The sequence below is a fragment of the Microbacterium sp. H83 genome (assembly GCF_001650405.1).
Classification (GTDB): domain Bacteria; phylum Actinomycetota; class Actinomycetes; order Actinomycetales; family Microbacteriaceae; genus Microbacterium.
Genome location: NZ_LWCU01000003.1, coordinates 39,147 through 61,067, shown reverse-complemented (window position 1 = coordinate 61,067; position 21,921 = coordinate 39,147). Strand labels below are relative to the sequence as shown.

Below are 21,921 nucleotides of genomic sequence, written 5' to 3'. Positions count from 1 at the left end.
TCAGCCTCCGATCGCTCCCATGGAACGGGCCGGTCGACGAAAGCTCTTCTCTTCCATCCCGTGCCCAGCCTGTTTGTCCCACATCGTCGCCCGCCAGGCGTCGGCGATAGCGGCATCGTCTGCTCCACTTCGCAGCATCGTGCGCAGGTCTGTCTCGTCGTCTCCGAACAGACAGGAACGTACCGAGCCTTCGGCTGTCAGCCTGGTTCGGTCGCACGCGTCGCAGAAGCTGCGTGTGACGGACCCGATGATGCCGACGGTGGCCGGGCCTCCGTCGACGAGCCACTCCTCTGCGGGAGCGGACGGGTCTTCACGCCCGGCCGGGGTCAGCCGGTATCGGCGTCCGAGCACAGACAGAAATTCTTCGGCGGAGACGAGGTGGTCTCTGCGCCATGTCTGATCTGCATCCAGCGGCATCTGTTCGATGAACCGCAACCGCACGCCGTTGGCAAGCGCCCACGCCAGCAGGTCGGGCGCACCCGCGAGGGTCTCGCGCAGCGCCACCGCGTTGATCTTGATCGGGCTGAGCCCTGCGTACTGTGCCGCCTCGATCCCCTTGAGCACGGCAGGCAGGCGATCGCGTCGGGTGACAGCGGCGAAATGCTCGCGGTCGATCGTGTCCAGCGACACGTTGATCCGCGTCAGTCCAGCCTCCACAAGCTGCGGCGCCTTGCGGTCGAGGCCGATCCCATTGGTCGTCATCGACACCGGCAGGCCGGGCACGGCTGTCGTCGTCTGGCGCACGATCTCGACCAGATCAGGTCGCGTAAGCGGCTCGCCGCCGGTAAAGCGCACCTCACGGACTCCGAGATCGTGGACGGCTATGGTGACCAGACGCGCGATCTCTTCCGGAGTCAGCAACTCCCCGCGAGGGACGATGGGCAGGCCTTCCGCCGGCATGCAGTATGTGCAACGCAGCGAGCAGGCGCTTGTGATCGATACGCGCAGGTCTCGCGCGGTGCGCCCGAACCTGTCCACGAGAAACGGTGTCTCGGGTCGGCCGACCGTCGAGCGCGCGCGATGGCGAACGGTCGGCATGCCGAGCGCAACAGGGCACATGGTCACAGACTTCTTCTCGATGCTTGCGGGGGGGGGCGAGGTCGCCCGGTGGGGCGTCCTGTTCCACAGTGTGGTCGGCACAGTGGCCCGTTTTCACCCCGGGGACTCATCACCTGCAGTCATGGGCAAGTTCCGCGCAGGACCAGGCGATCAGCGAGAGAGCTCCCGCAATATCGTCGGTGGTGTACAGCCAGAGAAGACGGAAGGGGCGATGTATGTCGTTCACTACTCGCGGATTCGCGGGACGCCGGCGTGGACCCGATGATCAGCTCCCTCCGGGACAGACGCTGTTCGACAACTGGCCGGTGCTCACCGCCGGTCCCACCCCCTATGTCGATACCGAGACGTGGGATTTCGCCATCCTCGATGAGACCGGTACCGAGCATCACTGGAACTGGGAGCAGTTCCTGGCGCTCGGTGCCGAGGACATCACGGTCGACATCCACTGCGTCACGCACTGGTCCAAGCTCGACATGGCCTGGCGCGGGGTGAGCCTGGACAAGCTGTTCGAGAACGTCGAGACATCCCATGACTACGTCATGGCGCACTCCTACGGCGGCTACACCACGAATGTGCCGCTTGAGGATCTCCTGGATGGCAAGGCCTGGATCGCGACCGAGGCCGAAGGCGCACCGCTCGACGCAGAACACGGCGGGCCGGCACGTCTCCTGATCCCGCATCTGTACTTCTGGAAGAGCGCGAAGTGGGTCCGGGCATTGACGATGATGCCGACGAACGACCCTGGGTTCTGGGAGCAGAGCGGCTATCACATCTACGGTGATCCGTGGAAGGAAGAACGCTACTGGTGATGGAGCAGACCCGGCTCGCTCCGCTTCGCCCCCGCGTGAGGCCGTCGTGGTTCGTCGCCACGGTTTCGGAGGTGCGTCCAGAGACGCCGACTGCGGTTCGGCTGGTGCTCGATGTCCCGGGGTGGCCGGGGAGCGAGGCGGGCAGCCATCTCGATCTGCGACTGACCGCTCCGGACGGCTATCAGGCGACACGTTCGTATTCGATCGCATCCTCCGAGACGGGCGGAACGATCGTCCTCGCGGTCGATGAGCTGCCCGATGGCGAGGTGTCTCCGTTCCTCGTCCGTGAACTGCGCGTCGGTGACCAGCTCGAGGTCCACGGACCGCTGGGATCGTTCTTCCTCTGGCGCCCGGGACAGAGCCAGCGCCCCGTGCAGCTCATCGCCGGCGGGTCAGGTGTCGTGCCCCTCTACGCGATGGCGGCGTCTCATGCGGCCGCATCCGATCCCGTTCCGTTCCGGCTGCTGTACTCGGTGCGCACCCCGGAGGACGTCTACTTCCACCAGGAGCTCCTCGAGCTGTCGGACGGGTCGTTCGCCATCGACCTCGTGTACACGCGACGAGCGCCAGCCGGATGGCGGGAGCCGGTCGGACGGCTCACAGAATCGGCTGTCGCGGCGCGGACGCTCCCTCCGGAAGACCGCCCACGCATTTTCGTGTGCGGTTCGACAGGCTTCGTCGAAGCCGTCGCGCCCTGGCTCGTGAAGCTCGGCCATGCGCCGCAAGACATCCTCACCGAACGATTCGGAGGCCTATGATGACCAGCCACCTCGACGGGAACATCCTCGCCGGACCTCTCGCCCAGTTCCTCGTGCCCGATGCAACGATGATCGAAGGACGGTGCGGAGGTTGCGGGCGTATCGCGCCCCTTGCCGAGGCAGTCGTGTATCCGGACGCCCCGGGGCTGGTCGTGCGCTGCAAGACGTGCAGCCACGTGCTGGCGACGATCATCGACGCCGGTGAACGCCTCTTCCTCAGCTTCGCGGGGATGACTGCGTTCGCGATGAGGCGGGATCAGGCTGAGGAGTCGGTCTCAGTCGCGTAGGCCCCGAGTTGTGCGATAGCCATGTCGAGAGCGGCACGCATCGGATAAACATCTCGACTCGCCTTCGCCAGAAGATAACCTCCCTGCAGTGCCGATAGCAGCCCACTGGCAAGCGCTCGCGAGTCCGCATCGCTGCGCAACACGCCGCGTGTCTTCAGCCTCTCCACGGCATCGATCAGCATCTCCAGCCACTCATCGAAGTGGGCAGCGATCGCCCGGCGGGCATCCTCGTTGTGGTCTGCGATCTCGTTCGCCAGAGACCCGAGCGGGCACCCGTACGCGCCGTTGCGTAGCGCGTTGCGTTCGACGAGCTCATCCCGCCACAGCTCGAACCCACGTAGGGATTCCACCCGTCGAAGGCGCCGGCGCTGCTGCGTCAGGACGTCCTCCGCCCGGGTCTCGATGACTTCCTTCACGAGTGCGTCCTTGTCGGCGAAGTGCTGATAAACCTGAGACTTCGATGTCGCGCTGGCGGCTCGGACGTCGGCAAGGGTCGTCGCCGCAACGCCTCGCTCATACATCAGCTGGTTCGCTGCGTCGACGATACGCGCCCTCGTTGCCGCCCCTTTCGGCGTCAACCGGCGCGCACTCGTTCCGTCGGCAGTCACGCCTCCAGGGTAGTCTCCTCCGTCCGCAGGACTCGAAGTCGTCCGTCACGCGATGCCAGCCCGGCCGGCCCAGTGAAGTCCAGCGGAGCGGGACGCTCGCATCTCACACCTTCACAATAATGGACCTCGAAGTCCTTATCCAAGTCGACCCGAAACACCTAAGGCGATCCGAGCGCCCTGCTTTTCAGACCTATGACACCTCTCATCGATCGACGTCCGGCTCATACTTTGGTCTGGCGAGTCCTTTTCTGTCGTCGTAGGCTAGTGGTCATGATGTGCGGGAAGCCACGCGGCTCACGGATCTTCCGTGTGCGCGAGAACGTCCGAGCCGAGGGCTCGGTGCGGCTGCCCACGCGCGCCCGTCGAGAACGTTGCGCGCTCCGCAGGAGAGGGGCGTTCGGTGGACCTGCCTGTCAAGCTCGGTGACGCGCAAGAGTTTCTGATGCTCGTTCCCTCGCCTCTTGCGGAGCGGGTGGCTGAGGACGAGCGCCTGGTCGTGGCGGCCTATCGGTTTCGTAGGGGCCTGGGCATCCGGGCTCGACGGGCGTTGGCCTCACGCATCGAGCATGAGGTGACCGCCGCGCTGCACATCGTTCGGCCCGGAACGGTGGTGGTGGCGTTCGACGGTGCCGGCACGATGTCTCGAGCCCGAGTACACAGGTTGGCGACGGGCGTAGTCGGTGAGGTGAGCAGGAGCGCCACCAATCTCGTCGGCGCGGACACGACCGTGATTGGAGTCGTGGTGATGTCACCGGCCGAGCGAGATCTCGCCGCCGCGTGCGTGCGGCATGTCGCAGAGCAGCCACCGCACCGGGGCGACGGGCTCGTCTTTCACGCCAGCGACCTCCGCCGGGCGAACATCTATGAGCTGATCGAGGAAGCAGTCCTGTGATGACGGTCAGCTCTCCCCGTGGTCGCAGCGAGGACCACCTGTTAGTCATCTACCAGCGTCGGAACGCCTCGGTCCTGTCGCTGCAGGGGCGGGACGCTGAGCTGACCCCCGGGAGCATCGTCGTTGTCCCCCGCTCGACGGTGGAGAGCGCGATGCCCACCGAGGATGCCGATCGCATGATCGTCGAGGTGCCGTTGGGTGTGGTGGGGTTGACGGCGGATCAGGTCGCTGAGGTCTCGGGTGTCGACCTGCAGGAGCGGACCTCGCTGGCGGCGCTGCTGCGGTCCGTGCTCGGGGGCGTGATGGACTCCGAACTCAGCCTTCGCGACGAGGTCGACGTGTTCGCACCCGTCGCCGACCTGCTGAAAGTCACCCTGCTCAGCGCCCTCACTCCCGACCGCGCCACGACCCGGTATCCGCTGGCCGAGCAGATCGTCACCTACGTGCTCGACAACCTCACCGACCCCGGCCTCGGAGCCGCCAGGATCGCGAAGGACCTGCACGTGTCCGAGCGTCTGCTCTACGCAGAGATGTCCCGCGCGGACATCAGGCTCGCGCAGCTGATCCAATCCCAGCGCCTGCGCCGCGTCCGCGACGCCCTGACCGCACCGGCCACCATCGACGTCCCCATCGGCGTCCTCGCCCAACAGCACGGATTCGTCTCCGCCAGCCACTTCAGCCGCATCTTCCGCGAAGAATTCGGCACCACACCCCGCCAATGGCGCAACAACACCACGCCACCGGCACCGTGAGATCACCGCTCGCGTGTCAGGCCTCCGTTGCGACCTTCCCGCGCGATCAGGTCACGGGACGCGCTGTCGTCGGCGCGGATCTGATGGGCGGTCTCGAGCACTTCGTCGATGTCGCTGTCGGGGATGACGACGGCTCCCGATGAGTCGCAGAAGATGTACTGGCCCGGATAGATGCCCACTCCTTCGATGACGACGGGGATATTTGCCTGAAACGGCGTGACCACTGCTCCACCCCAGGCGACGGCCTCTCCCGAGCACCATGCGGCGAACGGTTCCGCGGCCAGTTCGTCGAAGTCGCGAAGGCGTCCGTCAGTTAGGACGCCGGCGAGGCCGACGTTGGTCGCACGGGAGAGCTTCGTTCCACCGGCGAGAGACGTCGAGCTGTGGCCGTTGCTGGCCATCACGAGGACCGTATTGCCGGGATTAGCTGCTGATCCGTCGACGGCCTGGTGGAACAGCCGTCCGAAGGTGTATTCCTCCGGGTCAAGTATGGCGTGGCAGGTCGGGAAGAAGGAGATCGTCGCGACGCGCCCGAACAGGATGCGTTCGGGTGTCGGGCTGACGAGCCCGGTGATATGGGCGCGGTGACGGTGCTTCCGGCCGAGCGCATCGGTCAGGTCTGCGCATGTGAGGACTGCGGCTGACGCTGCGCGACGTCGCTCCACCGCGTTGTCTTCATCTTCGTTCACGGTCGTTCCGCATCATTCCTCCGTCACTGATGACGTGGGGGCGCGCCACCGGCTCAGCGGTGGCACGCCCCCACGTGGACATGGTCAGACGGAAGCCTCGGTCGCCTGGATGCGGCGGGGCAGGACCCAGCCGGCACGAGGGTAGTGGCAGTTGTAGCCGTTCGGATACCGCTGGAGGTAGTCCTGGTGCTCAGGCTCGGCCTCCCAGAACGGGCCGGCGGGCTCGATCGTGGTGACAGCCGATCCTGGCCACAGGCCGGAGGCATCGACGTCGGCGATCGTCTCCTTGGCGACCTGCTCCTGCTCGGGGGTGAGCGGGAAGATCGCCGACCGGTAGCTGGTGCCGATGTCGTTGCCCTGACGGTTCAGGGTCGACGGGTCGTGGATCTGGAAGAAGAACGCCAGGATGTCCCGGTACGTCGTCTTCGATGGGTCGAAGACGATCTCCACGGCCTCGGCGTGGCCGGGGTGGTTGCGGTAGGTGGCGTGATCGTTCTGCCCGCCGGTGTATCCGGCGCGGGTGCTGATCACGCCCGGCTGCTTGCGGATGAGCTCGTCCACGCCCCAGAAGCAGCCGCCGGCCAGGACGGCCGTCTCGGTGCCGGGTGTGCGGGTGACCTCTCCGGTGTCGTGAATTCCACTGGTCATGATGCGTGCTCCTTCGTGGTCGTGGTGGTGGTCTCGAACAGTGAGCGGAACTCTCCATACCCCTCGGCCTCCAGGTCGGAGACGGGGATGAACCGCAGCGCGGCGGAGTTCATGCAGTAGCGCAGGCCGCCGGCGTTCGCGGGGCCGTCGTCGAAGACGTGCCCGAGGTGGCTGTCCGCCCCGGTAGAGCGGACCTCGGTGCGGGGCATCCAGAGGGATCGGTCCGTCTTCGTGTGGACGGCGTCAGCGACGACCGGCTTGGTGAAGCTGGGCCATCCGGTTCCGCTGTCGTACTTGTCGGTGGATGAGAACAGGGGCTGTCCGGAGACGACGTCCACGTACAGGCCGTCCTCGTGGTTGTCCCAGTACTCGTTGCGGAAGGCCGGCTCGGTGCCGTCCTTCTGGGTGACGCGGTACTGCTGGTCGTTGAGGCGGCTCAGGGCCTCAGAAGTCTTGCTGTAGTCGTGCGACACGATGTCCTCCTTGTTCGGCGCCGCTGGCTGCGGCGTCACTGTTGATAACGCCGGGGTGACGCGGTTTGGTCCCGTGAGCCTGGGAGTGGGCTGTGACTTCGAGAATCCTCCTGTTGTTGTTCCGGGCTATGAGGTACGGCCTTCGGTGAAGCCCCATGTCGTACCTGACTCGCTGTCGTTGAGCACGATCCCGGCGGCGTCGAGTTCGTCACGGATACGGTCTGCGGTGCGGAAGTCTCCGGCCGCACGTGCCTGGGCTCGCTGGTTGAGCGCCTGTGCGACCAGGGCCTCCACTGCGCGCTCGGCGTGCGGGGGTGTGGCCGTTGATTCGTCCCACGGGCTGTCGCGCGGGTTGATGCCGAGGACGCCAGTCATGGCGAGCACCGCATCCAGCGTGTCGGCACCGGCCCGCGCGTCGTGCTGGGCGAGGGCGGTGTTACCCCGCCTGACCTCGTCATGGAGGACCGCGAGTGCCGTGGGGATGTTGAGGTCCTCATCCAAGGCGTTTCGGAATGCGACCGGCAGCATCTCCGCGTCCGCCGTCCGCCTGGAGTGGTTGGTGCTCCGGGTGATGAAGTCTTCGATCCTGCGCATCGCCGCCGTGGCTGCTCGCAGGGCCGAGTCGGTCAGTTCCAGGTTCGACCGATAGTGGGCCGATCCGAGGTAGTAGCGCAGGTCGAGAGGACGCATGTGCTGCAGTAGATCGTCGAGGGGTGTCGCATTGCCGAGGGACTTGCTGATCTTGTCGCCGCTGGACGTGACCCAGCCATTGTGCATCCAGTAGCGCGCGAATCCGTATCCGGCGGCACGGGACTGCGCCTGTTCGTTCTCATGATGAGGAAAGCGCAGGTCGAGCCCGCCACCGTGGATATCGAAGCTCTCTCCCAGGTAGCGGAGAATCATCGTCGAGCAGCTCAGATGCCATCCAGGGCGTCCCGGCCCGTAAGGCGAAGCCCATGCTGCGCCCGCGGTACTCGCCGTTCCTGTCGCCGCATCCGAGAGAACCGACTTCCAGAGCGCGAAGTCGCGAGGGTCACGTTTCTCCGTCGCCTGATCGGTATGTTCGTCTCCGCGGAGAGTCCCGGTCTCCTGTGAGGTCAGAGACCCGTAGTCGGGCCATGATGAGACGTCGAAGTAGACGTCCCCCGCTTCCCCTCCCGCTCGGTACGCGTGGCCTCGGGCGATCAGCCGGTCAATGAAGGTAAGCATCTCGGCCGTGTGCCCTGTCGCGCGCGGCTCGATCGACGGCGGCAAGATGCCGATCATGCGATACGCGTCGGCGAACGCCCTCTCATGACGAGCCGCCCACGCCCACCATGGAACGCCCGCCGCCTGGCTCGCGACAAGGATCTTGTCGTCCAGGTCGGTGATGTTTCGCACCAGAGTCACGTCGAGATCGTGGCCGATCTGGAGCCATCGTCGCAGCTGGTCGAAGACCACTGCCGAGCGGAGATGACCGACGTGCGGCGGAGCCTGAACAGTCGGACCGCACAGATAGATGCCGACGTGGCCCGGTCGCAGGGGCGCGAACGTGCGCAGCGATGACGTTCCACTATCGAAGAGCCGTAACGTCATCGATCAGCCCATCTCACGGGTGCGCTGCTCTCGGAGCGCACGGAGGTGGACAGCGGCCCAGGAGCGGAAGGGGCGCCAGCGTTCCGCGACCTCCTCGAGCACCGAGTCGGGCCCGTACTGGTAGGAGATCTCGGCGTAGAGGCGGCGTTCCGCGCGCGGAAGGATGTCCTGGGCGTTGGCGCCGCGGATAAGGATGAGGTCCGTGGCGAACGGGCCGATGCCTGTCACCGCGAGCAGGTCGCGGCGAGCCGATTCTTCGGGCATTGCTCGGAGCCAAGGACCGTTGAGCAGTCCGGTGAGTGCGGCCTCTGCGACAGCCCGGAGATACTCTGGCTTCCGACCGGGTAGGTCTAGTTCTCCGGCGTCGATGGCGCGGATGAGCGCATCGGGCGCGGGAAAGGCCCCGTCGTTGCCGTGCGCGACGATAAGGTCGCGGCGGAGTCGGGCAGCGACTGGGACGCGAGTGCGCTGCGACAAGACACACCAGGCAGCGGCTTCGTACGGAGAATGGAAGCCGCACGGGCGATATCCGGGGAGAGCCCTTTGGGCGGTGGCGATGATCGGGTCGCGATCGCCGACGGCCGGCCATCCCCGCGCGTCCACATCGAGAGAGAGGAAGCGCCGCACCTGCTCAGCGGCTGCGGCCAGATCGCCCGGGCCGGACAAACCTATCTGGGCGCACTCCCGGCTCTGGGTGACCTGGGCGGACACAGACGTCCAGTCATGCTCGCTCACAAAGCGTGCGGAGAGGACGTCCGGATCACCGCCGGCCTCGATCGCGGTAGGGGTGAACTCTTCCCAGAACCGCTTGCTGGTGCGCAACGACCAAGGCCCGAGCACTGGGACCGAGAGGGTGTGCTGCGCCATGGTGGTGTTAGGCGCGGGCGTGAATGGTGACGACGTAGCCGTCGGGGTCTCGGAAAGAGAACTGCAGTCCGAACGGCCCCTCGAACGGTTCCTGCACGATCGGCACTCCCGCGTCGACGAGTCGTGCATGCACGCCTTCCGCGTCATCGTTGTGGAACCAGACGCCGATGCCGGCGCCGAGCTGAGGGATCGCGTCGAGATCCACGCCCGGGAACGGGTCGCGGATGGCGAACGCGGCACCTCCTGCGGAGAAGACGGTCGCTGCCGGGTTCGAGTCTGGGAGCCGCGTGAGTCCGACGAGCTTGTCGTAGAACTCCGCGGAGACGGCGCGGTCCCGCACCTGGAAAGAGACGAAGTCCGGGCCGGTGGTTGTTGCTGCCATGAGCAGGCTCCTGTTCTGTTCAATAACGCCAGTGTCAATATCCTGACACTCAGTGGAGTGTGTGTCAAACTATTGACATGGATGCATTGGACCGGAGCCCGGAGTCGCTGGGGGTGCTGATCAAGGAGACGCAGTCGCTCCTGAACCAGCGAATGGACGATCGGCTTCGCCCGCTCTCGCTGAGCGTGCCGCAGTACGCGTGCTTGACCGCCTTGCAGGACACGCCAGGTATCACGAGCTCCGAACTCGCCCGGCGCGCGTTCGTGTCTCGCCAGTCGATGAACGTGCTGCTGCAGGGACTGGAGAAGCGGGGACTGGTGACCCGCTCGAGTGATCCTGGGCCCAGGCGAGAACGGAGCGTGGTGCTGAACGACGCCGCAGAGCTCCTCCTCGAACGCGCGCATGAGGAAGTCTCCTCGGCTGTTCAACGCATGACCATGGAGGTCGAACCGGTGGAGCGCGCCCGTCTTTACGAGCTTCTGGCCCGTTGCCGAGACGCCCTGCTCATTCCTTGACGGCATTCTCAGGCCCGGGGAACTGGTACCGGCCGACGGCGGTGTAGGAGCCGCGGCGGAAGCGGAGACCAGCGATTCGCTCGTCTTCGACGAGCCAGCGCAGTTCGTAGCACGCTCGGTAGTCTGGCGGCCAGAAGGAGCAGAACTGCCCCCCTGCATCCACGTACCACTCCCCCAAGGTGGGTCTTCCGTCCTCGACGTACACGGTCTTGCCGTTCTCGGCGAATGCCTGCGTCGCCCCGTCCTCGTACAGGATCGATGCGGCCGTCAGCGCGCGAGGGATATCCGATGCTCGAACTTCCTCCGCGTCGATGACGGTGAGGTCAGACAGAGGCTCGTTCATCCGTACGTCTCCTCTGGTCTGATCTGCTGCGAGAGTTCCAGTCGGCTCTCGTCCTGGGTCTCCTCGAGGCGTGGTGTGGTGTTGTTGCGCCATTGGCGGGGGGTTGTGCCGAATTCTTCGCGGAAGATGCGGCTGAAGTGGCTGGCTGAGACGAATCCGTGCTGTTGAGCGAGGACGCCGATGGGGACGTCGATGGTGGCCGGTGCGGTCAGGGCGTCGCGGACGCGGCGCAGGCGCTGGGATTGGATCAGCTGCGCGAGCCTGATGTCCGCGCGGGACATCTCCGCGTAGAGCAGACGCTCGGACACGTGCAGGTCCTTCGCGATCCTGGCGGCTCCGAGGCCGGGGTCGGTGAGGTTGTCGAGCACGTAGGTGACGATCTGCTCGGCCAGCGGATACCGGGTCGTGGCGCGGTCGGGAGTGAGGGCGCTGAGCAAGGTGACTTTCAGCAGGTCGGCGACGGGTGCGAACACGTCGACCTCGTCGCGAAGGCTGAGTTCGGAGTCCATCACGCCCCCGAGCACGGACCGCAGCAGCGCCGCCAGCGAGGTTCGTTCCTGCAGGTCCACACCCGAGACCTCAGCGACCTGATCCGCCGTCAACCCCACCACACCCAACGGCAGTCGGAAGAAGTCCCCGATGACTCCTTCGTCGAAGGCGTGGACGTAGGGGCTCGTGCTCGGGTAAACGACGATGCTGCCCGGGGTCATCACGGTCTGGTCATCACCACGGCGCAACATCGACCGGTTGCCGCGCTGGAAAACCACGAACAAGGACTCGTCGTCGTCCGACATGATCATCCGCTGAGGACGCATAGCGAGGGCCGCCAGCGAGGGCACCGTCTTGACGGACAACGCTCTCAGCTGCCCAATGTCTTGGTACGACACGCTCACATGCGCCTCGCGGCCCTGCGGGTCGAGAGTCAGGTCTGTCTGAACGAGGTTCTCGCAGAGCATCGTACGGATCGTCTCCACGCGGTCACGTGGATCGACGCTGCGCGAGTCCCATGTCTGCTGCATCATTACAGCCTCCGCCGTTCTCCCGGGCTTCCCCGGTCTGATTCCAGACTATTGCCGGTCATAGTCGCCCTCGTCAATGACGACATGGATAGCTGCCTCCTCGGCGGAGGCGGCGCCGTTATCGATGCCGATGTCGGAGGCCCAGAAGTCGGAGGATGGGTCTGGGTTGCCGGGTTCGGTCCAGATCAGCCGTCCAGCGCGTACCGATCCGACCTGGTCGTCAAGGATCTCGCCGTCCGTGCCGATGATGTCGCCGATCCCGTCGCCCATCGGCTCTTCGGGTTCGTGCTCCGGCACCTCACGCGCCAAGCGAGCCGCCAGCGGTTCTCGAGTACGTGCTTCGCGTGCGGTGAATCCCCACGACAGTTCGGATGACCGCCGCTCCGGTGGAGAGTATCCCGGGCCGTCGTCATCAGAGTCTTCGCCGAGAAGATCCGAGTCGAGGCTCTCATCCGGCGGAAGCAGATCGAACTCGATGTCCTGCCCGCTGACCGATCCATCAGTCATGATGGGTTCCCTTTCTTTCCCCCGGCGCCTGGTCTATCGGCGTCACGTGCAGGCTCTTCGTCACCGGGTGATATCACCGGTACGGCGCCCTGCGCGAGCTTCAGCCGCGTCCACACGTTCATGTTGATGACGACGGCTGCGATCTCCGCGATCTCACGCTCATCGAAGAACACCGTCAGTCCTTGATGCATCTCATCGAAGTGCTCGTGCTCGTAACGTGTCAGCGCTTCGCAGTACGCCAGTGCAAGTGCTTCGGAACCGGAGAACATCGTGCTCTGCCGCCAGCTCGCCAGGTGCGCGACCATCGCCGCGCCGATGCCTACCTCCACGGCGATACGCGTGTGCAGGATCAGGCAGTACGAGCACGGATTGATCTGAGCAACCCGCAATCGGAGAAGAGCAGCTAGGCGATCACCGATCGACAACTTTGCCGTGTACCCGAACCCCGCAGCCATCTGCTTCGCAAGCTCATGGAAGTCAGAGAGATCCGGATCAAAGCGCACATTCTCGAAATCGATCTGCTCTGATATCACGATCTCTCCTCACCGTAGGGCACGGTTCGCTGGCTTGCCGGAGTTCCGACGCCTCCTCCGACGGTAGATCCGCTTCTCTGCCCCGTGTGGCCTGCCCCTGCAGAGAGCTGTCTTCTCCCTGCAACCGCCCGCCCCGCTTTCGAACGCGGCAGGTCGCGGACATTACGCTGCACAGCCAGGCCACCTGGACAGCACCCGGCTCCGTATCGTGACCCGAAGGGGCGTGCTGCCCGCCGTGAAGAGAGAGAAGACGATGCCGACCTCGAGAGTGATCCTCGCCAGCGGCTGCTTCTGGGGAGCCCAGGAGCTCTTCCGCTCACTCCCGGGCGTCGTGAGCACCCGCGTCGGATACTCCGGCGACGACGACACCCCCAACGCGACCTACCGGGATCACGGGGATCACGCAGAAGCCCTCGAAGTGATCTATGACCCCTCGATCATCCGATTCCAGATACTGCTGGAGTTCTTCTTTCAGATTCACGATCCCACCACTCGGAACCGTCAGGGAAACGACATCGGGCGCAGTTACCGATCAGCGATCTTCACGACGACCGAGGGACAGAGGAAGGTCGCCTTCCACGTGATCGAAGCGATCAACGCTTCCGGCCGCTGGCCAGGAAAAGTCGTGACAGAGGTGGGCGAAGCCGGCTCGTTCTGGGAGGCCGAACCCGAACACCAGGACTACCTGCAAAAGCACCCCAATGGCTACTCGTGCCATTTCATCCGACCCGACTGGGTACTACCGGGCCGCTGACCGAGATCTCGCGATAGGAGAGACATGAAACATCCCGACGGAATGATCGGCTTGACCGCGACCGACGCCGACACTGACCTCCCGGCTGCATCCTCGGACGCAGCCGAAGACTTCGTCATCACTGAGAACGTCGAGTCCGAGCTGTACGAAGCGACCGTGAACGGCAAGCTCGCCGCCGGCCTGCTCTACAGCAGAACCGGCGACCGGGTGCTTCTGCTCGCGACGTCCGTGTTCCCCGAGTTCCGCGGAAAGGGAGTCGCGGCGCGACTCCTTGGAGGCGTCCTCGACCGTCTCCGCGAGGACAAGAAGACCGCGACGGTCTCGTGCCCCTTCGCCGCCGCGTACATCCGCGCTCATCCGGAGTATGCGGACGTCGTCGACACGCGATTCCCCGGCAACCCCCACGGACACCACCACTGATCATCATGCGCACAAGAGGAGAACCCACATGGCAACCGTCGAACTGACCGAGGACAACTTCGAGGTCACGATCAATCAGAACGACATCGTCCTCGTCGACTTCTGGGCGGACTGGTGCGCACCATGCCATCAGTTTGCGCCGGTCTTCGAGAAGTCGTCGCAAGACAATCCGGACATCGTCCACGCGAAACTCGACACGGAGTCGGAGCAGCGCATCACCGCGGCGGCCCAAATCACCGCGATTCCCACTCTGCTCGCCTTCCGCCAGGGGTTGCTCGTCTTCAGCCAGGCCGGCGCCCTACCGCCCACTGCCCTGGCCGAAGTAGTAGAGAACGTCAGAGGACTCGACATGGACGAGGTCAGGAAGGACCTCGACTCCGATGGCGGCTCAGCCAAGGAGGATCGGTGATGACGACCTTGCATGAACCACGCCCCTACATGGACAAGGCCGTCCCAGAAGCATGGGAAGCCGCGTCTGCGTTCGCGACCGCTGTGTCTGAGGCCGCTTCGCAACGCGGACTCACTCCCGCCGAGAGCGAGTTGATCAAGGTTCGGGCGTCGCAGCTGAACGGATGCGTCTTCTGTCTCGATCTGCATTCGCGGCAGGCAAGGCGCGCAGGCGTTAATCAGCAACTACTCGACATCTTGCCCGCCTGGCGCGAGTCGCCCCTGTTCAGCGATCGAGAGCGCGCCTTGCTCGCGATCGCTGAAGCAGCCACCCGGCTCCCGCTCGACGCCGCCGTGAATGTCGAGCTCGCGCAGGCCCGAAGCACCCTCACCGAGGAGGTGTTCGCGGCCGCGGAGTGGGTCGCTGCGGCCATCAACATGTTCAATCGGATCTCGATCCTCAGCCAACACCGCGTGCGACCACGCGACTCGGAAGGCAAGCTGAGCTGACGGTGTGCCGTGCGCAGCGTGGCCGCTACGCCAGAGGACGCGTTCGAGGCCGCGCACGACTTGCCGCCCAATCAACCGATCAAGTTCACGCGCCCCTACCCAGCGGTTCAAGCGCCAGGCGATATCGCGGCCATAGAGATGGTGCGTACGGTCCCGTCAAGCCGTACCGTGTTCCGGCACGCGAAGATACTCAACGTCGTCGAGGGCTCTTGCGCCCTCGATACTGCTGAGAGCGTGCACGTCCTGCGTCCTGGCATGTCTCTTGCCCTCGGCACCGGCAAATGGTGTCGCTTGCGGCCATCCCCGTCCGTACGCATCTGGGCCATCTACGCCGACGAGCAGTTCTGGCGCACCCAGATGGCATGGTTCCTCCCCGACGCAGAACGAGTAATCGCAGGACTACATCCCCTCGAGTGGGACGGCCGCGCGATCGTCCTTGCACCAGGAATCGCTGCGCTGCGGCAGGTCGAGCCGATATGGCGACAGATGAGCATCCTGCGCAGCGGGACCCACTCGCCCGAAGTCGTCGCGACTCACACTCTCGAGCTTCTCGCGCGATGGATGAGGTTGATACTGCCGTATTTTCTGGATGAAGCGTCGGACACCACCACGGCGCCGTGGACACCTATCAATGGACGACTGACCGACACCGGATCTATTGGCTACGTCGGTCAGGCAATCCGGTTGCTTCGCGGGCGCATCGCAGAGCCGTGGACCGTTGGAGCGCTCTCACGAGAGCTCTCCCTCTCACGGACCCACCTCACCCGCATGTTCGTACAGCACGCCGGCGCCGCCCCGATGCGTCTACTCACTGAACTCCGGCTCACTGAATTCGCGCGGCTCATTGAAGAAACCGATATTTCCGTGATGCGTGCCGCGAGCGAAGTCGGGTGGAGTGACCCGCGCGTAGCATCCCACTGGTTTCATCGTCGCTACGGCATCACGCCGACACAGTACCGACGCACACCACACACGGTTCCTGAAGATCGACAAAGCCACGCTATCGCTGCCAACGACACCAGCCGGTAACCTCTGCGGACTCGTCGTATGAACCGCTCCACTCGACGCGTGTCCCACGTTTCACCGGCGACGTCGACAGGTCTTGGACTGCCGTGTAGAACACGTCAAATACGTCGGGTTCATCGCGGAGCCTGACGGCCACAGGCCCAGTCCGTTGTCCGTCTCTTCTTCCTGATCCGCCCGGCGCACCTCATGGTCGCAAGGGTCAACGGCTTGTGCCGTTGGCCTCGCCGGGAGGAGGTCATTGATGGCGACGGACGAGGAGGCGCGAGCGGCGCAGGATGCGCGGCTCCAACAGCTCCACGAGCGGCTAACGGCTGCAGTCGATCAGCTCGTCTCGGGTGAGGACTGGAAGCGTGCGCTGGAGTTCGCGGCCCGGTTCCGGGCGAAGTCGTTCAACAACACCCTGCTGATCTGGGCTCAACATCTCGATCTCTACGAGGCAGGTCGCACAAGCGCGCCAGAGCCGACCTTCGTGGCCGGTTACAAGCAATGGAAGGCGCTGGGTCGCTCGCCGCTCGCGGGCGGGTCGATGCAGATCTTCGCCCCGCTGATGGCGCGGTTCGCGTCCTCGACACCGCAGAACCCCGGATCATGGCGCCGCCTGGACAGGTACGAGAAGCCGAAGCCCGGAGAAACGGTCCGGTCGAAGATGGTCCGCGCGATTCCGGTGCGTGTCTGGGACGTCTCGATGACCGACGGCCCGCCGATCCCTGAACGCCCGGCGCCGACGCTGATGGAAGGCCAGGCACCGGACGGCTTATGGGAAGGGCTATCGGCACTGGTGGCGGCCGAGGGCTTCGCGGTGCTGCGGGTCGAGCACGAGGGGATGATCCACGGCGCGAACGGCCTGACCGACTTCCAGGCGCGCACGGTCGCGGTGCGGACGAACATGGACGAGGTCGCGCAGGTGAAGACTCTCGCGCACGAGCTCGCGCATGTGATGCTGCACGGCCCCGACAATCCGAATGCGACCGGGCATCGAGGCGTCGGCGAGGTCGAGGCCGAGTCCGTGGCGCTGATGATCGGTGCCGCGCATGGCATGGACACCACCGCCTACACGATCCCGTATGTCTCAGGCTGGGCGGGCACGGTGAAGGACAGGGACCCGGTCGAGGTCGTGCAGGCCACCGGCGAGCGAGTCCGCAAGGTCGCGGTGACGATTCTCGACGCGCTGCCCACCGTCCAGGTCGGCACCGGCGACCCGCCCGGCCTATCCCGTGAGCCGGCTGGGACTTCGCGTGTGGCTGGCTCAGAGCGGATCGCACCCCAGTCGGTGCCGGTCGAGTCGGCGCGTTCGCCACGTCCTGCGGGCGTGGCGGTGAGGAGCCTGTGATGAGCGTCGCCAGCGTCCTCGCCTCGGTGTCAGGCCTTCCATTGCCGCAGGCCGCCGCACGGCTCGCGGCTGCTGGGGTGCCGGTGTTCCCGTGCGTGCCGGGCGCGAAGAACCCGCTGTTGAAGCCCGACGAGGAGAACCCGCAGGCGCAGCCCGGCGGGTTCCACACGGCAACCACCGAGACCCGTCAGGTGGCGGCGTGGTGGCGGCGCTGGCCGTCGGCGAACATCGGCATCCCGACCGGCGCTGCCTCCGGGGTCGAGGTCGTCGATGTGGACCGCAAGCCCGGCGGTGACGGGTTCGCGGCGTTCGAGCGCGCCCGCCGTGCCGGCCTGGTGCCGGGGTGGCTGGCCGTGGTCAGGTCGGCGTCGGGCGGTGCGCACTTCTACTTCCCGGCCGACCCGGACCGGCCGCAGCGGTCGTGGCAGGCAGCGAAGGCGCATGTCGACTTCCGCGGCGACGGCGGCTACATCATCGTCCCGCCCTCGGCCGTGACCAGCTCCGGTACCTACGAGTTCGTCGCCGGCGCCGACCGTGTGCCAGGACCCGTGGATGCGGCTCGACTGCGGGGCTTCCTCGACCCGCGCCCGGAGCCTGCCCCGCACCAGGCGCGCGGCCCGATCCGCTCGCAGGACGCGGCGCGGCTGGCCGCATGGGTCGGGATGCGCGCCGAGGGCGAGCGCAACCGCGGCCTGTTCTGGGCATCGTGCCGTCTCGCGGAGGCGGGCCTGTCGCTGCCCGAGATGGTCGACGCGCTCGCCCCAGCGGGCGAACGGGTCGGCCTCCCGCAACGGGAGATCGAGACGACGATCCGCTCTGCGTACCGCGCCACGCACGCCCAGCCCGCGTCCGTCGTCGGGCAGAGCGATGCCTCGCGCCAGCCGGCGCGGCTCACGGGGCAGGTGCTCTCATGAGTTCCGCGGTGCGGACGCGGGGCGGGCGGGTCGCGGTCGTGACGGCCGTGGCCGGGACGGTGTTCATCGCGGCCGGCGCGTTCTGGCTCTCGTTCACCGCCCTCGCGGACCTCGCTCGCCGCTCGGGCGTGGATGCCGGGCAAGCGTGGGCGTGGCCGCTCATCGTCGACGGGATCATCGTCGTCGCCACGGTCGCTGTCGTCGCCCTCGGGGGCCAGCGGTCGGCTTGGTACCCGTGGCTGCTGCTCGCGGCCGGTGCGCTGGTGTCGGTGACGGCGAACGCGATCCACGCCGTCGTTGCGGCCGACGCCGACGTGCCGGGCGTGCTCGCCGCGTGCGTGGCGGCGGTGCCGCCGCTGGTGCTGCTGGCGATCACACACCTCACCGTGATCCTCACCCGCCCCCTTCCCGTGAGCATCGAGCCCGCCGAGGAGTCTGCGCCTGATGAGGACATGCCTGATGCTGCGCCGGCGCCGCCGACAGTCGTGCCTGTGCGCCAGGTAGGCCGGGAGCTCGCGGCGCGCCTGCGGGAGGAGGGCTGGTCGAACAAGTCCATCGCCCGGCGCCTGGGCGTGCACCCATCCACCGTGGGCCGCTGGTTCGCCCCGCCCGCAACGACGAGGAGTCAGGAGGAGACGCCATGAACGACGACCAGCACACGACCGCTCTCCACGAGCAGGTCGAGCGCGAGCCCGACCAGCGGGAGCGCGACGAGACGCCGCGGGAGCGCGAGACCTCGGCGCTCGCCCGGCACCGCGACCCGTCGCTGACCCAAGACGCCACGGAGGCGGCGAAGAAGCAACGGCCGGGCGTGGAGTGGGTGCGCCCGACCGACCTCATGGCCTCTCGCTCGGCCCGGATCGCTGGGCGGGGCATCGACTTCCAGGCCGAGCTCGCCCGCCGCTCCCGCCTTGTTCCCGGCCAGGCATACCGGGCGACGCGCACCGGGGCACGCACGGGTGTCCGGTTCGTGAGCGAGCGTGCCCGGAAGCTGCCGCCCGTGACGGCGTTCGGCCGCGGGTCCGGGGAGCACTACTCCTGGGTGTCGCGCTCCGGGATCGGGCTCGGGTAACCATGTTCGCCCCCGGCGCGACGGCGCGAAGCCAGGCCACTGGGGGCCGTGTGCGCACCTGCCTGTCAGGAGGTGCCGTCATGGAGACTGCCACGGCCCGCGACCGGCGGGCACGATTCGAGGACTCGGAGGCGCTGCGCGCCCTGCTCACCCGCCTCCACGAGGCGGGGCGCGGAGCGTGGCGCCATGACCCGGAGGCCGCTGCGCTCATGGAACATGCGGCGAGAAAGTACGCGGCGCTGGCCCGCAAGCACGGGCTGGACCCGTGGGAGGCGGCGTCTGCGGCATTCGAGGCGATGCGCGGTGCCGCGACCCGCCGGGCGGAGGACCCGTGGGCGGTGATCACGCGGGCGGTGCAGGTGACATGCACCGCGGAGGAGCGCGGCAACGGGCTGCTGTGCTCCGTCCACCAGGCCCGCCGGCCCCGCTACTCGGTGTTCCATGACGCGGAGCGGTTCAGCGATCGGGAGAACCCGCTGCCCGACTACCACCCCGCGTTCCGGTTCGATCCCTTCACCGACGGGGAGCCGGATGCCGATGGCGATGCGGTGCCGGAGCGGGCAGTGAATGTGACCGCCGCGATCGAGGACACCATCGCGTTCCTGAGCTGGGTCGGGTGGGAGCCTGCGACGGCGCGGGCTGCGGTCGAGTACATCACTACGCGGCTCGCGGAGTCGGTGTCGCGGGCGTCGGCGTTCGAGGTGCTGCGCCGTGACCGGCAGGCCCGCGCCCTCCTCGACCTCCCCAGCGCCTCCTGGACGGCGCTGCTGCGGGTCGTGCTCGGCGTTCCCGACCCGGCCCTCACGCACACGAACGCCGGCCGCGGAATGCTCCGCCGCCTGCTAATCGGCCAGCCGCTGCGAGCACTCCTCACAGACGACAACCTCGTGATCACCGCCGGACTCGCCGCACCCAGATTCGGTGCCGGGAGCGGCGGGTCATGAGCACGCCACTGGAAGGACGCATCGAGCTGGAGCGCGCGGTCGATTCGATCATCGTCGGCGCGCGGCACCGGCACGACCACGGCGACCTGACCCCATTGGTCGAGTCGATCCGTCGCCACGGGCTGCTGCAGCCGATCACGGTCACCCTCGACGGGCACCTGATCTGCGGAGCCCGCCGGCTCGCGGCGATCAAGCTGCTCGGCATCAAGACCGTCAACGTGTGGGTGCGGTCCGGGGTCTCCGACCGGCTCGGGCAGCTCCTGGCGGAGCAGGACGACAACCAGCTCCACAAGCCCCTCACCCAGCTCGAAGCTGCCGCCCTCTACCGCGAGCTGAAGGCCCTGCTGGCCGAGGACGCCGCCCGCCGACAGGAGGCCACCAGGTTCCAAACGTCCGCCGAAGATGCAGAAGACGGTGGTGCCAATTTGGCACCACCGCAGATCGAGCAGGGCAAGACCCGCGCGCAGGCCGCTCGGATGGTCACTGGCCGCGCCTCATACACGACGTTGGAGCGCATCGGCCGGCTGGAAGACCTCGCCGCGGACGAGTCCCAGCCCGAGGCGGTGCGGGCGCGCGCCGCGCAGGAGATCGAGCGGATCAAGACCGGCGGCAGCGTCTATCCGTCGCATCTGCGCGTGAACGCGGAGCTGTCGCTGGCGGAGCTCGATCAGCTCGCCGCCGACCTGGCACAGCCCGCCGGGCTGCGCGAGCGGGCCCGTACCGAAGCGGATGCGGTGCGGGCCGCGGAGCGGGAGGCGAAGGCCGCAGAGCTGGAGCAGTTGGCGCAGTCCGCGCTCGCCCGCGTCAAGGCAGCCAAGACCGGCAGGAAGGCGAAGCGGCCCGCACTGACGGCGGTGGAGCCGGGCCTCCCGGTGCCGTTCCCTCTGACCGTGTTCACCGCGACGTGGGACGACATGGCCTCGTGGTGGAAGCACTACGACCCCACCGAGGTCGGCCCGGCACTCACCACCGAGCAATGGGCACGGTTCGAGGAGACGATCGCCGGCACCGTCGCGTTCGCCGATGCCGCGCGCGTCGCCCGGGAGGGCCGGCCCGAGCAGACCGCCTGAACAGGGCGGTGGCGCGCACCTTCCTGGCAGCCACGCATCCCCTTGTTGCCGTCCGGGAAGGACCCCTGTTCATGGACCCCGCCGCCCCCGATGACCGTCGCCGTCGTCGCCTGCTGATCGCCGCCACTGCCGCAGGCCTCGCCCTGCTGATCCTCGTCGGCATCGGCATCTACGGACTCGTCCGCGGCCCCGCCGCCCCGGCCGACCCGGCACCGAGCGAACGACCCTCCACCACGACGCCAGTGACGCCCGGCCCGATGCCGGGCGGTGAGCTGGAGCCGCTGCCGCAAAGGCTCGGCCCGGAAGCGTTCGCCCGCGCGGTCGCGACCGCGCTGTTCACCTGGGACACCACGACCGGGCACACGCCTTCGGACTATGCGCAGGTGCTCGCGGATGCCGCCCACGGTTCCGAGGCGGATGCGTTCGTGGGCGACGTACGCGCCTACCTCCCGACGACGGAGGCGTGGGCGCAGCTGCGCCAGTACGCGACGCGCCAGTGGCTCACCATCGACGAGGTGTTCATCCCGGAGGCGTGGGAGACCGCCGTCGATCAAGCCGCCCCCGGCCAGATCCCGGCCGGGGCAATCGCCTACACCTTCGAGGGCACCCGGCACCGCGACGGCACCTGGGGCACGACGCCGGTAGAGGCGTCCCGCCCGGTCGCGTTCACCGTGTTCCTCGTCTGCACCCCGCCCACGCCCGGCCACGGCGCGGCATCAGGTTCGTGCGAGGTGCTGCGGCTGTCCGAGCTCGACACCCCGCTGCACTGAGCCGGGAG

30 protein-coding genes are annotated in these 21,921 nt (G+C 67.0%); 18 read left to right on the top strand and 12 right to left on the bottom strand.

Going from position 1 to position 21,921, the window contains the following annotated elements:
• Complete coding sequence (gene moaA, locus A4X16_RS02315) at positions 1-1,059, bottom strand: GTP 3',8-cyclase MoaA (RefSeq protein ID WP_067115875.1); 1,059 nt, start codon at positions 1,057-1,059, stop codon at positions 1-3.
• Between the two features lie 215 nt (positions 1,060-1,274).
• Here moaA and A4X16_RS02310 point away from each other — a divergent pair, with 215 nt between their 5' ends.
• The 3 genes from A4X16_RS02310 to A4X16_RS02300 all read left to right on the top strand — a co-directional run bounded on the left by A4X16_RS02310 (position 1,275) and on the right by A4X16_RS02300 (position 2,913).
• On the top strand, positions 1,275-1,868 hold the full coding sequence (locus A4X16_RS02310; RefSeq protein WP_067115756.1) for a molybdopterin-dependent oxidoreductase: 594 nt from the start codon (positions 1,275-1,277) through the stop codon (positions 1,866-1,868).
• A 104-nt stretch (positions 1,869-1,972) separates the two neighbouring features.
• Complete coding sequence (locus A4X16_RS02305) at positions 1,973-2,626, top strand: FAD-binding oxidoreductase (RefSeq protein ID WP_231880237.1); 654 nt, start codon at positions 1,973-1,975, stop codon at positions 2,624-2,626.
• A complete protein-coding gene (locus A4X16_RS02300; protein WP_067115872.1) occupies positions 2,626-2,913 on the top strand; it encodes a DUF6510 family protein in 288 nt (95 codons plus the stop codon). Before A4X16_RS02305 ends, A4X16_RS02300 begins: the two co-directional genes overlap by 1 nt.
• Here A4X16_RS02300 and A4X16_RS02295 read toward each other — a convergent pair.
• Complete coding sequence (locus tag A4X16_RS02295) at positions 2,883-3,521, bottom strand: TetR/AcrR family transcriptional regulator (RefSeq protein WP_029746983.1); 639 nt, start codon at positions 3,519-3,521, stop codon at positions 2,883-2,885. The genes A4X16_RS02300 and A4X16_RS02295 overlap by 31 nt on opposite strands.
• 400 nt (positions 3,522-3,921) lie before the next feature.
• Here A4X16_RS02295 and A4X16_RS02290 point away from each other — a divergent pair, with 400 nt between their 5' ends.
• On the top strand, positions 3,922-4,413 hold the full coding sequence (locus tag A4X16_RS02290; protein WP_024357640.1) for a hypothetical protein: 492 nt from the start codon (positions 3,922-3,924) through the stop codon (positions 4,411-4,413).
• Positions 4,413-5,165, top strand: coding sequence for a helix-turn-helix domain-containing protein (locus A4X16_RS02285; RefSeq protein ID WP_067115754.1), 753 nt, complete (start codon positions 4,413-4,415; stop codon positions 5,163-5,165). Before A4X16_RS02290 ends, A4X16_RS02285 begins: the two co-directional genes overlap by 1 nt.
• Before the next feature lie 2 nt (positions 5,166-5,167).
• Here A4X16_RS02285 and A4X16_RS02280 read toward each other — a convergent pair whose 3' ends face one another.
• From A4X16_RS02280 to A4X16_RS02255, 6 genes are all read right to left on the bottom strand, one after another.
• Entirely contained in the window at positions 5,168-5,854 is a 687-nt protein-coding gene (locus tag A4X16_RS02280) for an RraA family protein (RefSeq protein ID WP_230977926.1), read from the bottom strand.
• Between the two features lie 84 nt (positions 5,855-5,938).
• Positions 5,939-6,502, bottom strand: coding sequence for a peptide-methionine (S)-S-oxide reductase MsrA (gene msrA / locus A4X16_RS02275; protein WP_020625394.1), 564 nt, complete (start codon positions 6,500-6,502; stop codon positions 5,939-5,941).
• Complete coding sequence (gene msrB / locus A4X16_RS02270) at positions 6,499-6,975, bottom strand: peptide-methionine (R)-S-oxide reductase MsrB (RefSeq protein ID WP_020625393.1); 477 nt, start codon at positions 6,973-6,975, stop codon at positions 6,499-6,501. The genes msrA (A4X16_RS02275) and msrB overlap by 4 nt, the downstream gene beginning before the upstream one ends.
• A gap of 126 nt (positions 6,976-7,101) precedes the next feature.
• Positions 7,102-8,550, bottom strand: coding sequence for a cysteine--tRNA ligase (cysS, locus tag A4X16_RS02265; RefSeq protein ID WP_067115747.1), 1,449 nt, complete (start codon positions 8,548-8,550; stop codon positions 7,102-7,104).
• A 3-nt stretch (positions 8,551-8,553) separates the two neighbouring features.
• The gene (locus tag A4X16_RS02260) at positions 8,554-9,417 is read right to left on the bottom strand and encodes a DNA-3-methyladenine glycosylase family protein (RefSeq protein ID WP_067115744.1); all 864 of its coding nucleotides are present in this window, start codon (positions 9,415-9,417) and stop codon (positions 8,554-8,556) included.
• Positions 9,418-9,424: 7 nt separating this feature from the next.
• Entirely contained in the window at positions 9,425-9,799 is a 375-nt protein-coding gene (locus A4X16_RS02255) for a VOC family protein (RefSeq protein WP_067115741.1), read from the bottom strand.
• Between the two features lie 77 nt (positions 9,800-9,876).
• On the opposite strand from A4X16_RS02255, the gene A4X16_RS02250 reads away from it, so the two are divergent.
• Positions 9,877-10,314, top strand: coding sequence for a MarR family winged helix-turn-helix transcriptional regulator (locus A4X16_RS02250; RefSeq protein ID WP_067115738.1), 438 nt, complete (start codon positions 9,877-9,879; stop codon positions 10,312-10,314).
• On the opposite strand, the gene A4X16_RS02245 is transcribed toward A4X16_RS02250, so the two are convergent.
• The 4 genes from A4X16_RS02245 to A4X16_RS02230 form a co-directional block, all read right to left on the bottom strand.
• Positions 10,304-10,657 (bottom strand): hypothetical protein, encoded by a 354-nt coding sequence (locus A4X16_RS02245; RefSeq protein ID WP_067115735.1) that lies wholly within the window; start codon positions 10,655-10,657, stop codon positions 10,304-10,306. The two genes, A4X16_RS02250 and A4X16_RS02245, sit on opposite strands and share 11 nt — an antisense overlap.
• On the bottom strand, positions 10,654-11,451 hold the full coding sequence (locus A4X16_RS02240) for a helix-turn-helix domain-containing protein (protein ID WP_331709739.1): 798 nt from the start codon (positions 11,449-11,451) through the stop codon (positions 10,654-10,656). The genes A4X16_RS02245 and A4X16_RS02240 overlap by 4 nt, the downstream gene beginning before the upstream one ends.
• Before the next feature lie 273 nt (positions 11,452-11,724).
• A complete protein-coding gene (locus A4X16_RS02235; protein WP_067115729.1) occupies positions 11,725-12,183 on the bottom strand; it encodes a DUF5709 domain-containing protein in 459 nt (152 codons plus the stop codon).
• The gene (locus A4X16_RS02230; RefSeq protein WP_067115726.1) at positions 12,180-12,716 is read right to left on the bottom strand and encodes a carboxymuconolactone decarboxylase family protein; all 537 of its coding nucleotides are present in this window, start codon (positions 12,714-12,716) and stop codon (positions 12,180-12,182) included. The genes A4X16_RS02235 and A4X16_RS02230 overlap by 4 nt, the downstream gene beginning before the upstream one ends.
• Before the next feature lie 253 nt (positions 12,717-12,969).
• On the opposite strand from A4X16_RS02230, the gene msrA (A4X16_RS02225) reads away from it, so the two are divergent.
• The 12 genes from msrA (A4X16_RS02225) (at position 12,970) to A4X16_RS02175 (ending at position 21,913) form a co-directional block, all read left to right on the top strand.
• A complete protein-coding gene (gene msrA, locus A4X16_RS02225; RefSeq protein WP_067115864.1) occupies positions 12,970-13,470 on the top strand; it encodes a peptide-methionine (S)-S-oxide reductase MsrA in 501 nt (166 codons plus the stop codon).
• A 24-nt stretch (positions 13,471-13,494) separates the two neighbouring features.
• On the top strand, positions 13,495-13,890 hold the full coding sequence (locus A4X16_RS02220) for a GNAT family N-acetyltransferase (RefSeq protein ID WP_082914216.1): 396 nt from the start codon (positions 13,495-13,497) through the stop codon (positions 13,888-13,890).
• 28 nt (positions 13,891-13,918) lie between these two features.
• Positions 13,919-14,299, top strand: coding sequence for a thioredoxin (gene trxA / locus A4X16_RS02215; protein ID WP_067115723.1), 381 nt, complete (start codon positions 13,919-13,921; stop codon positions 14,297-14,299).
• Complete coding sequence (locus A4X16_RS02210; protein ID WP_067115721.1) at positions 14,299-14,787, top strand: carboxymuconolactone decarboxylase family protein; 489 nt, start codon at positions 14,299-14,301, stop codon at positions 14,785-14,787. Before trxA ends, A4X16_RS02210 begins: the two co-directional genes overlap by 1 nt.
• A 9-nt stretch (positions 14,788-14,796) precedes the next feature.
• The gene (locus tag A4X16_RS17340; protein ID WP_082914215.1) at positions 14,797-15,816 is read left to right on the top strand and encodes an AraC family transcriptional regulator; all 1,020 of its coding nucleotides are present in this window, start codon (positions 14,797-14,799) and stop codon (positions 15,814-15,816) included.
• A gap of 238 nt (positions 15,817-16,054) precedes the next feature.
• Positions 16,055-17,143, top strand: a complete 1,089-nt coding sequence (locus A4X16_RS02205; protein WP_067115718.1) for an ImmA/IrrE family metallo-endopeptidase — start codon at positions 16,055-16,057, stop codon at positions 17,141-17,143.
• Positions 17,143-18,057: a bifunctional DNA primase/polymerase gene (locus A4X16_RS02200; RefSeq protein ID WP_067115715.1), complete on the top strand. Its 915-nt coding sequence runs from the start codon at positions 17,143-17,145 to the stop codon at positions 18,055-18,057. Before A4X16_RS02205 ends, A4X16_RS02200 begins: the two co-directional genes overlap by 1 nt.
• A complete protein-coding gene (locus A4X16_RS02195; protein WP_067115712.1) occupies positions 18,054-18,701 on the top strand; it encodes a DUF2637 domain-containing protein in 648 nt (215 codons plus the stop codon). The genes A4X16_RS02200 and A4X16_RS02195 overlap by 4 nt, the downstream gene beginning before the upstream one ends.
• Positions 18,698-19,129, top strand: a complete 432-nt coding sequence (locus tag A4X16_RS02190) for a hypothetical protein (RefSeq protein WP_067115709.1) — start codon at positions 18,698-18,700, stop codon at positions 19,127-19,129. The genes A4X16_RS02195 and A4X16_RS02190 overlap by 4 nt, the downstream gene beginning before the upstream one ends.
• A gap of 80 nt (positions 19,130-19,209) precedes the next feature.
• On the top strand, positions 19,210-20,073 hold the full coding sequence (locus A4X16_RS02185) for a hypothetical protein (RefSeq protein WP_024357599.1): 864 nt from the start codon (positions 19,210-19,212) through the stop codon (positions 20,071-20,073).
• A complete protein-coding gene (locus tag A4X16_RS02180; protein ID WP_067115706.1) occupies positions 20,070-21,143 on the top strand; it encodes a ParB N-terminal domain-containing protein in 1,074 nt (357 codons plus the stop codon). Before A4X16_RS02185 ends, A4X16_RS02180 begins: the two co-directional genes overlap by 4 nt.
• Positions 21,144-21,214: 71 nt before the next feature.
• Positions 21,215-21,913, top strand: a complete 699-nt coding sequence (locus tag A4X16_RS02175) for a hypothetical protein (RefSeq protein ID WP_067115703.1) — start codon at positions 21,215-21,217, stop codon at positions 21,911-21,913.
• Positions 21,914-21,921: the final 8 nt, after the last annotated feature.